18 protein-coding genes are annotated in these 13,135 nt (G+C 58.1%); 16 read left to right on the forward strand and 2 right to left on the reverse strand.

Translation table 11 applies throughout. The features are described 5' to 3' along the window. Positions 1-231: 231 nt before the first annotated feature. The 6 genes from idnD (at position 232) to ACZ3HG_RS18220 (ending at position 7,178) form a co-directional block, all read left to right on the forward strand. Positions 232-1,263, forward strand: a complete 1,032-nt coding sequence (gene idnD, locus ACZ3HG_RS18195; RefSeq protein WP_191934275.1) for an L-idonate 5-dehydrogenase — start codon at positions 232-234, stop codon at positions 1,261-1,263. Between the two features lie 9 nt (positions 1,264-1,272). Further along, positions 1,273-2,037 carry a gluconate 5-dehydrogenase gene (idnO, locus tag ACZ3HG_RS18200; protein WP_191934274.1) on the forward strand — a complete coding sequence of 255 codons (765 nt, stop codon included), beginning with the start codon at positions 1,273-1,275 and terminating at the stop codon, positions 2,035-2,037. Positions 2,038-2,194: 157 nt separating this feature from the next. Next, entirely contained in the window at positions 2,195-3,514 is a 1,320-nt protein-coding gene (locus ACZ3HG_RS18205; protein ID WP_062745501.1) for a gluconate:H+ symporter, read from the forward strand. 63 nt (positions 3,515-3,577) lie between these two features. Beyond that, positions 3,578-4,573, forward strand: a complete 996-nt coding sequence (idnR, locus tag ACZ3HG_RS18210; protein WP_191934273.1) for a DNA-binding transcriptional regulator IdnR — start codon at positions 3,578-3,580, stop codon at positions 4,571-4,573. Positions 4,574-5,067: 494 nt separating this feature from the next. Then, positions 5,068-5,691: a carbonic anhydrase gene (locus ACZ3HG_RS18215; RefSeq protein WP_465333714.1), complete on the forward strand. Its 624-nt coding sequence runs from the start codon at positions 5,068-5,070 to the stop codon at positions 5,689-5,691. Beyond that, the gene (locus ACZ3HG_RS18220) at positions 5,688-7,178 is read left to right on the forward strand and encodes a SulP family inorganic anion transporter (protein ID WP_465333716.1); all 1,491 of its coding nucleotides are present in this window, start codon (positions 5,688-5,690) and stop codon (positions 7,176-7,178) included. Before ACZ3HG_RS18215 ends, ACZ3HG_RS18220 begins: the two co-directional genes overlap by 4 nt. 46 nt (positions 7,179-7,224) lie before the next feature. Here the strand turns inward: ACZ3HG_RS18220 and ACZ3HG_RS18225 are convergent, their stop codons facing one another. Further along, positions 7,225-7,839 (reverse strand): phage repressor protein CI, encoded by a 615-nt coding sequence (locus tag ACZ3HG_RS18225; RefSeq protein ID WP_465333718.1) that lies wholly within the window; start codon positions 7,837-7,839, stop codon positions 7,225-7,227. A 455-nt stretch (positions 7,840-8,294) separates the two neighbouring features. On the opposite strand from ACZ3HG_RS18225, the gene ACZ3HG_RS18230 reads away from it, so the two are divergent. The 4 genes from ACZ3HG_RS18230 to ACZ3HG_RS18245 all read left to right on the forward strand — a co-directional run bounded on the left by ACZ3HG_RS18230 (position 8,295) and on the right by ACZ3HG_RS18245 (position 9,766). Further along, the gene (locus ACZ3HG_RS18230; protein ID WP_191934269.1) at positions 8,295-8,486 is read left to right on the forward strand and encodes a hypothetical protein; all 192 of its coding nucleotides are present in this window, start codon (positions 8,295-8,297) and stop codon (positions 8,484-8,486) included. Between the two features lie 352 nt (positions 8,487-8,838). Next, entirely contained in the window at positions 8,839-9,042 is a 204-nt protein-coding gene (locus ACZ3HG_RS18235; RefSeq protein ID WP_191936095.1) for a tail protein X, read from the forward strand. Positions 9,043-9,045: 3 nt separating this feature from the next. Next, a complete protein-coding gene (locus ACZ3HG_RS18240) occupies positions 9,046-9,273 on the forward strand; it encodes a phage holin family protein (RefSeq protein ID WP_191936096.1) in 228 nt (75 codons plus the stop codon). Continuing rightward, positions 9,257-9,766 carry a lysozyme gene (locus ACZ3HG_RS18245; RefSeq protein WP_465333720.1) on the forward strand — a complete coding sequence of 170 codons (510 nt, stop codon included), beginning with the start codon at positions 9,257-9,259 and terminating at the stop codon, positions 9,764-9,766. Before ACZ3HG_RS18240 ends, ACZ3HG_RS18245 begins: the two co-directional genes overlap by 17 nt. Positions 9,767-9,771: 5 nt before the next feature. On the opposite strand, the gene ACZ3HG_RS18250 is transcribed toward ACZ3HG_RS18245, so the two are convergent. Next, complete coding sequence (locus ACZ3HG_RS18250; RefSeq protein WP_213014351.1) at positions 9,772-9,921, reverse strand: hypothetical protein; 150 nt, start codon at positions 9,919-9,921, stop codon at positions 9,772-9,774. A gap of 118 nt (positions 9,922-10,039) precedes the next feature. On the opposite strand from ACZ3HG_RS18250, the gene lysC reads away from it, so the two are divergent. Genes lysC through ACZ3HG_RS18280 form a run of 6 tightly spaced genes read left to right on the forward strand, consistent with a single transcriptional unit; the run spans position 10,040 to position 13,133 of the window. Next, entirely contained in the window at positions 10,040-10,354 is a 315-nt protein-coding gene (gene lysC / locus ACZ3HG_RS18255) for an Rz1-like lysis system protein LysC (RefSeq protein WP_072277452.1), read from the forward strand. After that, positions 10,287-10,745: a phage tail protein gene (locus ACZ3HG_RS18260; protein ID WP_187509420.1), complete on the forward strand. Its 459-nt coding sequence runs from the start codon at positions 10,287-10,289 to the stop codon at positions 10,743-10,745. Before lysC ends, ACZ3HG_RS18260 begins: the two co-directional genes overlap by 68 nt. Before the next feature lie 19 nt (positions 10,746-10,764). Then, a complete protein-coding gene (locus ACZ3HG_RS18265) occupies positions 10,765-11,355 on the forward strand; it encodes a phage baseplate assembly protein V (protein WP_062745480.1) in 591 nt (196 codons plus the stop codon). Further along, complete coding sequence (locus ACZ3HG_RS18270; RefSeq protein ID WP_191927729.1) at positions 11,355-11,699, forward strand: GPW/gp25 family protein; 345 nt, start codon at positions 11,355-11,357, stop codon at positions 11,697-11,699. The genes ACZ3HG_RS18265 and ACZ3HG_RS18270 overlap by 1 nt, the downstream gene beginning before the upstream one ends. Positions 11,700-11,704: 5 nt before the next feature. After that, complete coding sequence (locus ACZ3HG_RS18275) at positions 11,705-12,613, forward strand: baseplate assembly protein (RefSeq protein WP_465333723.1); 909 nt, start codon at positions 11,705-11,707, stop codon at positions 12,611-12,613. After that, positions 12,606-13,133, forward strand: a complete 528-nt coding sequence (locus ACZ3HG_RS18280; RefSeq protein WP_465333725.1) for a phage tail protein I — start codon at positions 12,606-12,608, stop codon at positions 13,131-13,133. Before ACZ3HG_RS18275 ends, ACZ3HG_RS18280 begins: the two co-directional genes overlap by 8 nt. Positions 13,134-13,135 lie beyond the last annotated feature (2 nt).

Genomic DNA, 13,135 nt, shown 5'->3' on the forward strand with positions numbered 1-13,135 from the left:
TCCTGAAGTGGTCGGATGAGTTTCACTGTAGCGGTCAAATGACCGCGATGAAAGTGCAGTTAATCGCTTTGTGATGAATGCCACTGAATATCTCGCAGAGAAAGGACAACGCGCTTCACGTTATGCGTAACATTGATTTAGTAACATGAATTTTGGTGATCTGATTCACAGAATTACAAGTTAAACATCGATTTGATAGGCGCCATATACCGACACGTACTGGAGACCACCATGAGCACCCTCACACAATCCTGCATGATCAACGGTAAAGAGCAGGTTGAAGTTATCAGCCAGCAGGTGAATTACACGGGCGAAGGCACGCTGGTTCGCATCACCCGTGGCGGCATCTGCGGCTCCGACCTGCACTACTATCAGCACGGTAAAGTCGGCAGTTTTGCGGTAAAAATGCCGATGATCCTCGGTCACGAAGTGATTGGGCAGGTGGTGAAAAGCGACAACCCGGCGCTGCACGAGGGCCAGAAAGTGGCGGTCAATCCGTCAAAACCCTGCGGCAGCTGTAAATATTGCCTGGCCGGTGAAGATAACCAGTGTACCACCATGCGCTTCTTCGGCAGTGCAATGTACTACCCACATGTGGATGGCGGCTTCACCCAGTTCAAAGTCGTCGACAGCAGCCAGTGCATCCCTTACGACAATGCTGCAGACGACAAAGTGATGGTGTTTGCCGAGCCGCTGGCGGTCTGCATCCACGCGGCCAATCAGGGCGGCGAATTGCAGGGCAAAAAGGTCTTTATCTCTGGCGTGGGCCCAATCGGTTGCCTGATTGCCGCCGCCGCAAAGGCCAAAGGGGCGGCAGAAGTGGTTTGTGCCGACGTCAGCGAGCGCTCGCTGGAAATGGCGCTTGCGATGGGGGCAACCGCCACTGTTCATGCTGCCAGCGGGGACTTCACCCCGTACCTGGCAGACAAAGGCTACTTTGACGTGGCGTTTGAAGCCTCGGGCCATCCTTCCTCACTGACGCGCTGCCTGGAAGTGACGCGGGCGAAAGGCACCCTGGTGCAGGTGGGCATGGGCGGCGACGTGCCAGCCTTCCCGATTATGATGCTGATCGCTAAAGAGATCAGTCTGGTGGGCTCGTTCCGCTTTACCACCGAATTCAACACGGCGGTGGAGTGGCTGGGTAACGGCACCGTCAACCCACTGCCGCTGTTCAGCGGTGAATATGACTACCAGAATATTGATGCGGCACTGCAGTTTGCCGGTGACAAGAGCCGGGCCGCCAAAGTGCAGCTGACTTTTTAAAGGATGACCATGACAACGCTTTTTTCGCTCGATAATAAACGTGTGCTGATCACCGGTTCTGGCCGTGGTATTGGTTTCCTGATGGCCAGAGGGCTGGCTGAAGCCGGGGCGGAGGTAATTATTAACGCCACCACCCAGCAGGGAGCCGATAAGGCTGCCGACGACCTGCGTCAGCAGGGGTACAGGGCGCACGCGGTGGCTTTTAACGTGACGCAGTCCGCCGAAGTGAATGCGGCAGTCGAGAAAATTGAGGCTGAAATTGGCCCGATTGATGTTCTGGTCAACAACGCCGGTATTCAGCGCCGCCGCCCGTTCCTCGAGTTCCCGGAGCAGGACTGGAACGACGTGATCGCGGTTAATCAGACGGCCGTATTCCTGGTCTCCCAGGCCGTTGCCCGCCAGATGGTGACGCGTCAGAAAGGCAAAATTATCAATATCGGCTCCATGCAGAGCGAGCTGGGGCGTGACACCATCACCCCCTATGCCGCATCGAAAGGGGCCGTCACCATGCTGACGCGCGGTATGTGCGTTGAGCTGGCGCGCCACAACATTCAGGTCAACGGTATCGCCCCGGGGTATTTCAAAACCGAGATGACCCAGGCGCTGGCCGACGATGAAGCCTTCACCGCCTGGTTATGCAAACGTACGCCTGCCGCACGCTGGGGTAATCCGGAGGAGTTGATCGGCGCGGCGGTGTTCCTTGCCTCGAAAGCGTCTGATTTTGTGAACGGGCACCTACTTTTTGTCGATGGTGGGATGCGCGTCGCGGTGTAGTTTATCCTTTATCTTCAGGCTGCAGCGGTGTTGGCTTCCTGCACACGTCCCGGTTACGCTTCGGGGAGGTGTTGAGTCGCCGCCCTGTTGCAACCAGAAACCTTCCGGATAAGCACGCTTATCAGAACTGTACCTCTACTTTTAAAGGAAGTGCTTTATGCCCATTACAATAATAGCTATTGGCGTAATCCTGCTGCTGGTGCTGATGATCGTCTTCAAGGTCAACGGCTTTATTGCGCTGATATTTGTCTCTGCCGTGGTTGGTGTGGCAGAGGGGATGACACCGCTGGCGGTGATCGCCTCCATTCAGAAAGGGGTCGGCGGTACGCTCGGCAGCCTGGCGCTGATCCTCGGCTTCGGGGCGATGCTGGGTAAGCTGGTGTCAGATACCGGGGCCGCGCAGCGCGTCGCCACCACGCTGATTGCCTCCTTCGGTAAACAACGCGTGCAGTGGGCGCTGATGGTCACCGGCCTGATTGTCGGTCTGGCGATGTTCTACGAGATCGGCTTTGTGCTGTTGCTGCCGCTGGTGTTTACCGTGGTCGCCGCCTCGGGCATGCCGATGCTGTACGTGGGGCTGCCGATGGTCGCCGCGCTGTCCGTGACGCACTGCTTCCTGCCGCCGCACCCGGGGCCTACGGCCATTGCCACCATCTTTGGCGCAAATCTGGGCACCACGCTGCTCTACGGCATGATCATCACCATTCCTACCGTGATTATCGCCGGGCCGATCTTCTCAAAATTCCTCAAAGGTTTCGAGAAGTCGCCGCCGGAAGGCCTGTATAACCCGAAAATCTTTGAAGATCACGAAATGCCAGGGTTCTGGACCAGCATCTTTGCTGCGGTGATCCCGGTGATCCTGATGGCGGTGGCGGCAGTATTTGAGCTGACCACGCCGAAAGAGAACGTGCTGCGCCAGTTCTTCGAATTTGTGGGGAATCCGGCGGTCGCGCTGTTTATCTCAGTGGTGATTGCGGTGTTTACGCTGGGTCTGCGCAACGGGCGTAAAATGGAAGAAGTGATGGAGATGTGCAGTTCATCCATTGCGGCTATCGCTATGATCGTCTTTATCATTGCGGGTGGCGGTGCCTTTAAGCAGGTGCTGGTGGACAGCGGCGTGGGTGACTACATCGCTAACATGATGAAGGGTTCATCACTCTCTCCGCTGCTGATGTGCTGGACGGTAGCAGCGATGCTGCGTATTGCGCTGGGCTCTGCCACCGTAGCGGCCATTACTACCGCCGGTATCGTTACGCCCATTATTGCCATTACCCACGCCGACCCGGCGCTGATGGTACTGGCCGTGGGCTCCGGTAGCGTCATTGCTTCACACGTCAATGACCCGGGCTTCTGGCTGTTTAAAGGCTATTTCAACCTGAGCGTGATTGAGACGCTGAAAACCTGGACGGTGATGGAAACGCTGATCTCCTTCCTCGGCCTGGCCGGTGTGCTGATTTTAAACGCCATCATCCATTAACAGTATTGCGACACAGGGTCAGGCAGGTGCCTGGCCCTTTTTTCTTTTGAACGCTGGAAACGCATGAGATCGCACCGCATATCGCTACAGGACATCGCCACGCTGGCTGGCGTGACGAAAATGACGGTCAGCCGTTACCTGCGCACGCCTGACCGGGTATCACCGGAAACCGGGGCGAAGATCGCGCAGATTATCGAAGAAATTAACTACATTCCTAACCGTGCGCCGGAGATGCTCCTCAGTTCGAAGAGCTATACCCTCGGCGTGCTGATCCCCTCGTTTAAAAATCAGATCTTTGCTGACCTTCTCAGCGGTATCGAAGCGGCGACCCAGGAGGGGCGCTACCAGACGCTGATTGCCAACTACAACTATGACAAACAGACCGAAGAGGAGCAGATCATTAATCTGCTGTCGTACAACATTGACGGCATTATCCTCAGTGAAAAAGATCACACCCTGCGCGCGGTGAAGTATCTGCGGGCGGCGCAGATCCCGATTGTTGAAGTGATGGATACCCAGGGCTCCTGCCTGGACATGCAGGTGGGGTTTAACAACTTCAGCGCCGGTTACGATATGACGCGCACGCTGCTCGACCAAGGGCGCAGGCGGGTGATCTACTTCGGTTCCCAGGATGACCGCCGGGATGAGTTTCGCTACCGTGGTTACTGTCAGGCGATGGAAGAGCGCGGCGGCGTGGGCAACCGGGTTAACCCGAAAGCGATCTCCTCGCAGAAACTGGGGGCCGCGATGCTGGCCAGCGCGCTGGAGCAGTTCCCCGATCTGGATGCCGTGTTCTGCACCAACGACGATCTGTCACTGGGCGCCCTGCTGCACTGCCAGCGCCACGGTATTGCCGTACCGGGCCGCATCGCGATTGCCGGCTTCCACGGGCTGGATATCAGCCGCGAGATGTACCCGAGCATGGCCAGTGTGATCACGCCTCGTTACGCTATCGGTTATACCGCCGCTGAACTGCTGCTGAAAAAGATCGGTGACAGCCGCTTCTCGGCAGACTCCATCGATCTGAGCTATCAGATCTTTATGGGGGAGACAATCTGATGCCGGGCAAAACAGGTTCCCCGCCGCGGCGGGTCTTCTCTGACAGACTGTGAAATGTAAATCCGCTTAAATTATGGCGCATTTACTGACAATAATTGATAACCCGGGTAACTAAATAATAAATTCAGCCTGAGCAGTAAGATAAGAATTTAACACTGTACCGGAAGGAATGTTGATTTGGTTTTATTAGTTAATAAAAGAGATTCGGGTATTTAAAAAACATTGCCATCCAAAATATCCTCTATTTCAATGTTGTGCTATTTTATTGTAACTTATTGATTTTATTTGCTTATAATTTTCACTGTTATTTATTTTGGCAGGGTAATAAGATTTACTTATATTTTTTCCATGCCTGCATAATGAGTGTAAATAAAGAAAATTTAAGCAAGTTTACATTTCCGTTATTTATTGCCAGTTAAGATTAATCTTAATCACTTTCTATTCACTAAGATGTTAGAACTTATTTCCCAGCTTCCCGGAAGAGAGATTCTATTTTGACGACCCTAAAACCCCTGTTAGCGAAAAACCGCAGTTGGGCCTTACAGCGACGCCAACGTAATCCGCACTATTTCCGGCAAAATGTGGACGGGCAGCAGCCCCATGCTTTATGGATCGGGTGTTCCGACAGCCGCGTGCCGGCGGAGGTGCTGACCGGTGCGCACCCCGGGGAGCTCTTTGTACATCGTAATATCGCCAATATGGTCGTGAGTCATGACGATAACTTTATGAGCGTATTGCAGTATGCCCTTGAATATTTGAAGGTTTCCAGCATTGTACTTTGTGGGCATTACGGCTGTGGGGGCGTGCAGGCGGCGCTGACCCTGCCGGACATCCCCCTGGGGGATGAAAACTCTCCGCTGGCACGGCGTATCACCCAACTGAGAAATGCCCTGTCACCCGCCCTGGCAACGCAGGCGGGCGATGAGGAACCGGGGGCGCACCTCAATCGCCTGGTGGAAGCGAATGTGCTGGCGCAGTTCAGCCAGCTGGTGAAAACCGACCCGGTGCTGAAGGCCTGGCATGAAGGTGTGGCGCTGGAGGTGTTTGGCTGCGTGTACGATCTGCACAGCGGGCATCTGAAAGAGCTTGTCCAGCAGACAGAAGAGGGTAGCGTATGAATATGAAGACCTTACGTCAGGATATTCCCGCCGGGCTGGTGGTGTTTCTGGTGGCGCTCCCTTTATGCCTGGGGATTGCCCAGGCCAGCGGGCTGCCGCCGTTTGTCGGCCTGCTGACCGGGGTGATAGGGGGGCTGGTGGTCACCACCTTCAGCCCGTCAAAGTTTGCGGTCAGCGGTCCGGCTGCCGGGCTGGTGACGATTGTCACCGGGGCTGTCGAGACGCTGGGATCCTTTTCAGCCCTGCTGCTGGCGCTGATGATAGCCGGTGTGTTGCAGTTCCTGATGGGGGCGCTGCGTGCCGGACGTTTTATTACCCTGGTACCGGGCAGTGTGATCAAGGGGATGCTGGCCGCCATTGGTATACTGCTGATCATCCAGCAAATTCCGGTTGCCCTTGGTGCGGCGGGCGAAAGCGATCTGGCCTCACTGCTGAACGGCGGGTCGCTCAATATCTCTCTGCCCGCGATCGCCGTGGCGTCTGCAGGGCTGCTGGTGCTCTGGCTGTGGACCACTAAAACCGTCAAAAATAACCGCTGGCTGGGCTGGATGCCGGGCCCGCTGGTGGCGGTGTTGCTGGGCTGCCTGGCCACGGTGCTGGGGGGGCGCTTTTTCCCCGACCTCGCATCCGGTCTGCCGCGTATCTCTCTGCCCACCTTTGACAGCTTTTCCGCCCTGACCGGCGAGCTGGAACGGCCGGACTGGCAGGCATGGCAGAATCCGGCGGTCTATCTGGTGGCCGCCACGCTGGCGATTGTGGCCAGCCTGGAAACCCTGCTCAGTCAGGAAGCGCTGAAAAAGCTGCGCCCGCAGTATCCGGCCCCGTCACCCGATAAAGAGATGCGCGCACAGGGGATCGGTAATGCCTTGTCCGGCTTTCTCGGCGGACTGCCGATCACTGCGGTGATTGTGCGCAGTTCGGTCAACGTCAGCGCGGGGGCGCAGAGCAAACTGTCGATCCTGTTGCACGGCGCGCTGCTGCTGGTGTGTGGTCTGTGGTTTAGCGGAGTGCTGAATGCTATCCCGCTGGCGAGCCTTGCGGCGGTTCTGCTGTATACCGGTTACAAGCTGGCCACACCGGGGCTGTTTGTCTCGCAGATCCGTCAGGGCGCACCGCAGTCGGTGCCGTTCCTTGCCACGATTGGCGGTATTCTGATGTTTGGGATGCTGGCGGGGATTGGTATCGGCCTGGCGACGCAGATCCTGTTCAGCATCTATAAAAGCCACCGCAACGCCATGCTGCTGACGCGCTACGACGATCATTATGTTCTGCGCTTCCAGCAGAATCTGACCTTTATGCACAATCCACGTCTGAAGGGGCTGCTTGCGGAGATCCCGGAGAACAGTGTGGTGATTGTCGATCACGATAGCGCGGAATATATCGACCCGGATGTCAAAGCGTTGCTGCATGATTTTGGCGAAGGCGCGAAAAAACGGGGAATTCAGCTGAATCAGTGGCCGTGGCAGGGCACGCTGGCGCAGGGGTAAACGCCCTAATAAGGCCACAGGGTGTGGCCTTATTTCTCTGCAGCCTTTACACCGGGCGGCAGGCAATCACGATGCGGGCCAGCGGGATGATTTCGTTCAGCCCGCACTCGAACTGCTGCTGGCCGTTGGCCACCCGCACACGTCCTGGCGGAATACGGGTGAGGCTGCGAACGCTGATCTGGCCCTCCAGCGACACCAGCCAGTCACCGTCCTGGATCTCACTGAACGTCTGCTCGGCGATGAACTGCTGCTGGCCGTCAATCACCATCAGCGGCCGATCGGGGGCGACGGACCAGCCTTCAAAGAAGGCGGCTTCCAGCGTCATGTCAGCCAGGTCGGTCAGTTTCCCGCCGTCCAGCCGCTGGCGGGGCAGCGACTGGCCATGCCCGGCGGGGGAAGGCCGTGGGCCATCGTTCCCCGGGGTGGCAGACGGCGACTCTCCCTGGCCGGTCGCCAGCCACTGCAGCGTGGCATGGGTATCCGCCATGCAGCGGATCACGATGTCTGAGGGAAAATGGCCGCGTGAATAACGATTAGCCAGGCTACTACTGGCAATACCCAGATGTTCAGCCAGCGCCAGCTTCGTGGTAAATCCGTAGGCCTGGAGGACACGATCCAGCACCTCTTTTGCGCCGTTCTGAAAGTCGATTTTCAGGCTCACTCTCATACTCCTGGTGATTTCATTTTTTGGGGAGTGCGCAAATATTATTGTAGCTTTATGGGCACGTCAGGGTGGAGAGCATAAGGATTAGCGTAGATTTTGCCCGATTATGGTCATTTTTACAACCCGAAAACCCGCCGTTTTCGTCATGCCAGACCCGCAATTCATCTTTAGTGAATAATGCACAGCGCCCCGCTGTGCGCGGCATCCAGATGAGCCACGCTAATTAATTAAGCGGCGTTGAAGCCCTTTTTTAAACATGACAACCTCACGCTGATGACCCGAAATAAAGGCAAGAGAGCCGCAGAGGTGGCAGACATCCCTAAAGGGGATGTGACGGATTATTTTGATAATTATCAGTGTGATAAAGATTGTTGCTGGTACGCGTAAAAAACTTTTCTTATTGGTAAGTGCTATGATACTGTATATACGTACAGTGAAATGGAGGGGGAGTTGTGGACAAAGAATTAGCCGAAAGCGTGATTCTGGAACGCGTGGAACTGATAGCAAGATTAACCTCTGAAGGGGTTTGCAGGGAGCGTGACCGTGAAATAGCGCTGCTTTTGATCGCCGATATTGCCAGCGGTATAGAGCTGAAAAACGCCCAGTTCTCGGTCGTCTTTTCCCCCCACAAACCTGAACGTTAACGTTTATCAGCACAGGCTCCGGGTGTCCTCTGTCGCCCGGAGACGCCGATCGCTGTCTGGCTGGACATGATATTCCCCCCTGCATCCTGTTCTGCTGAAGCCTCCTGACGGAGGCTTTTTTTTTGCCTGTTGCCCCCGCCGTACCGCCGCCTGCCAATGAATACAGGCCGTATCCGCCCCGGCCAGGGCGCTTCACGTTGTCACACTCGCCTTACAACACCCCCCGATTGAGCGCCGGTAGCCGAAAACGCACACTGACTGTGGTTACCCGGCAGTGGGAAGCAGGCGTGATATCACCGCCCCTTTCCCGGCCGTTTCTATCAGCGTAATACCCGCTACGGGAGAGTGAACGATGAAAATTTTTGCCCTGCAGGACGACAGCGTCGATGAAATCTGCTTTCGCCACTACGGCCGTACGCGGCAGGTGGTGGAAGCGGTTTACGCCGCGAATCGCGGGCTGGCTGAACAGGGAGCCCGGTTGCCTCACGGTTATCCGATTGAGCTTCCGCTGCTCTCCCTTTCTGCCACCCATGAAACGCTCAATCTGTGGAGCTGACCGATGGAGAAAAGCAGCTCACTGATCGGCTACTTCACGAGCGTAATGATGATGTGGGCCAGCCGGCACACCGTGCAGGACATCGCCTTTATGGTGGGTGCGCTGGTGGCCGTGGTGACGCTGTGCATCAACATCGCCAACTTCTTTATCAACTGGCACTACCGCCGTAAGACCTGGCGGTTGTGGCAACAGCGACAGAAAAACGGGAGCGAAGATGAATTCACCCGCTAAAAAATGTGCGGTGCTGGCCGTACTGACGCTGGCCGTCACGCTGCCGTCGTTCTCCACGTTGCAGATCTCCGGCGAGGGCCTGCAGCTGCTGGCCAGGGCTGAGGGCTGCCGGACATCACCGTATCAGTGCAGTGCGGGCGTCTGGACGAACGGTATCGGCCATACCCGGGGGGTGACGCCCGTGACGACGGTCAGTGAACGTCAGGTAGCGGTCAATCTGATTGACGACGTACAGCGGGTAGAGCGCGGTATCGCCCGCTGCCTGCAGGTGACGATGCCGCAGGGGGTCTGGGACGCCACCGTCTCCTTTGCCTTTAACGTCGGCGTGGGCGCGGTCTGTCGCTCCACCTATGCCCGGCTGATCAATCAGCAGCAGTGGCGGGCAGCGTGCGACCAGCTGATGCGCTGGGTGTATGTCGCGGGCGTACGTAATAAGGGAATTGAGGCGCGAAGAAACGCTGAACGCGCCCTGTGCATGAAGGGGGTGGGATGACCCGATTATGGATAACCCTGGCGCTGGTGCTGCTGATCGCGCTGGGCGGCGGCGGGCGCTGGCTGGCCATTCTGTACCGTGAGCGCATCGAACTGCAGCAGCGTAACGCCGTGCTCCACGCGGGGCTGGATCAGCGAAACGCCGTCATCAGGCAATTGAAAGCGGATATCACCCGCCAGGCCGAGGCTGAGCGCGCGCTGCGCCAGTCACTGCTCAGGGCCGGCGATATCACCCTGAAACAATATGTCAACGATCAGAGGGTTCTGCACAGCAATGAGGCACTACAAAACTGGAGCCATGCTGCTCTGCCTGACGGGATTATCCGGCTGCAGCAGCACCCCGCTTTCGCCACCGCCAGTGATTATCTGGCGTGGCTGTCCCGTCATCAGCAGCTGTCCGGTACCGGCGGTTCAGCCGGAGACGCAGGGGGACCTGCTGACGGCGATCCGCCAGCTGGAGCAGGCGCTGCTGACGTGCGGCCTGCAAGTCGAAACCCTTAAACAGTGTCAGGAGCAACATGATGTTAAAACCCAAACGACTGCGCGAGGCCTTACTGGCCCGCGTACCCGACCTGCAGAATCACCCTGAACGGCTCACCCTTTCGCTGGAACAGGGCAGGGTGGTCTGTACGCCCGCGGCCTCGCTGAGTTTTGAATACCAGTACCCGCTGCGCATTACCGTCAGCGACGCTGGCGACGACCGGGATGCTCTGGTGGTCTCCCTGCTGCTGTGGCTGCGGGAAAATCAGCCCGACCTGATGACCACGCCCGCCAGGCGTGAAAACGGCATGGTGTTCAACAGCAGCGTTAACGGCGACTTCAGCCTGGTGATCCCGCTGACCGAGCGCGTGCTGGTCAGCGAAAGCGACGGTGCCCTGAGTGTGACCCATTTGCCGGAGCCGGCGGTGCCGGAAGCCGTGTCCCGCCCGTGGCAGCTCTATATCAACCATCAGCTGGTCAGTGAATGGCCTGCCGCCTGAAAGCCAGAAGGAGTACGCAATGAATGAATTTGTCGTGGAAACCCGCCGCCAGCTCAACAACCTGTTGCGCATCGGTACGGTCAGCGAGGTCGATCTTCCCCGGGCGCGATGCCGGGTAAAGAGCGACGGCAACCTCACCGGCTGGCTGCCGTGGCTGAGCAGCAGCGCGGGCCAGGTTCGCAGCTGGCATGCCCCCTCGCCGGGTGAGCAGGTGCTGCTGCTGGCGCTGAGCGGTGAACTGACCACCGCCTTTGTGCTGCCGGGGATCTTCTCCGATGCCTTCCCGCCGCCTTCGGCATCGCAGGATGCGGTGTGCTGGCAGTTCCCGGACGGGGCGCAAATCGCCTACGAACCGCAGAGCGGTGCGCTGACAGCCAGCGGTATCCAGTCGGCCAGCATCCGGGCGGCGGTAAAAATCACCCTCGACAGCCCGCTGGTGGAGTGTACTCAGCAGCTGAAGGCGAAAACTTTTGTGCTCAGCGAGGGGGGCACGCTACAGGGCACGATCAGCCACAGCGGCGGCAGCTTCTCTTCTAACGGTATCGTCGTCCACAGCCACGTTCACGCGGGTGTCGAGAGCGGCGGCAGCAAAACAGCGGGGCCACAGTGATGAGTACATCAACCTGGTCAGGTATGCAGCGCGACAGCGGGCTATCACTGGCAGACAGCGATCATATTCGCCAGTCGGTGCGCGATATTTTGCTGACTCCGCAGGGTGCGCGGGTGATGCGCCGCGACTACGGATCGCTGCTGTCGGTACTGATCGACCAGCCGCAGAACGAGACGCTGCGTCTGCAGATTATGTCAGCCTGCTACATGGCGCTGCTGCGCTGGGAGCCGCGCATCACGCTTGACAGCATCAGCTACCAGCCGGGTCTTGACGGCCGTATGGAGGTCGCGTTGAGCGGTACCAGCAATCAGTCCACTTTTTCCTTATCCATTCCAGTGAGTTAACTACTATGGCCACCATTGATTTAAGTCAGTTACCTGCGCCGAACATCGTCGAAGCGCTGGATTTTGAAACCCTGCTTCAGGCGCGTAAAACCCGTCTGATTGCGCTCTATCCGGCCGATCAGCAGGCGGTCATCGCCCGCACTCTTGAACTGGAGTCCGAGCCCATTGTTAAGCTGCTGGAGGAGAATGCCTATCGCGAACTGATCCTGCGGCAGCGGATCAACGAAGCCGCGAAAGCCACGATGGTGGCCTTCGCGACGGGAAGCGATCTCGACCAGCTCGGTATCAACAATGGCGTGACCCGTCTGGTCCTGAGGCACGCAGATAACAGTACCCGCCCCCCGGTTCCCGCGTTGCTTGAGAGCGACGACGATTTCCGTCTGCGTATCGCTCAGGCTTTTGAGGGGCTGAGCGTAGCCGGTCCGGGTGGGGCGTATGAGTACCACGCCCGCAGCGCTGACGGGCGGGTGGCTGATGTCAGTGCGACCAGCCCGGCCCCGGCAGAAGTGCTGATCACCGTGCTGTCGCGCGAAGGTCGTGGCGAGGCCAGTGCGGAGGTGCTGGCGGCGGTCAATATCGCGCTGAATGATGAAAATGTCCGCCCGGTCGCTGACCGCGTCAGCGTGCAGTCGGCGGCTATCGTGGAGTACAGCGTGGATGCCACGCTGTACCTCTATCCCGGCCCGGAAGCGGAACCCATCCGCGCGGCGGCAGAAGCGCGGCTGGCTGCCTTTGTCACCGCACAGAGCCGTCTGGGGCGCGATATCCGCCAGTCGGCGCTGTTTGCTGCGCTGCACGTTGAAGGGGTACAGCGAGTGGAGCTGACTCAGCCCGCGCACGACGTGGTGCTGGATAAAACCCAGGCGGGCTGGTGTACCGGCCACCGGATCCGCGTGGGAGGCTCCGATGAGTAACCGCCTGCTGCCCGCCGGATCGTCGCCACTGGAGGTGGCTGCCGCCGAAGCCTGCGCCCATCTTCAGCAGTTACCGGTGCCGCTGCGCACCCTGTGGAACCCGCAGACCTGTCCGGTCGCGCTGTTGCCCTATCTGGCCTGGGCCTGGTCCGTTGACCGCTGGGATCAGACCTGGCCGGAGGAGACAAAGCGTGCCGTGGTGGCGTCCGCACAGTTCGTTCACCGCCGTAAGGGCACCATCGCCGCGATCCGGCGCGTGGTCGAGCCGCTGGGGTATGTCATCAACATCACCGAATGGTGGCAGAACCAGGAGCCGCCGGGCACGTTTCGCCTGGAAATTGGCGTGCTGGAGTCGGGTATTGATGAAGCGATGTTTAACGAGATGGAGCGGCTGATTGCGGATGCAAAAGCCGTCAGCCGTCATTTAACCGCCCTGACGATCACCCAGGATATTCAGGGCATTGTCTGGACAGGTGCCGTTCAGTATGACGCTGAAACGGTAACGATTTTCCCCGCGTGAGA

The sequence above is a fragment of the Erwinia sp. PME.40.26/001 genome (assembly GCF_055556675.1).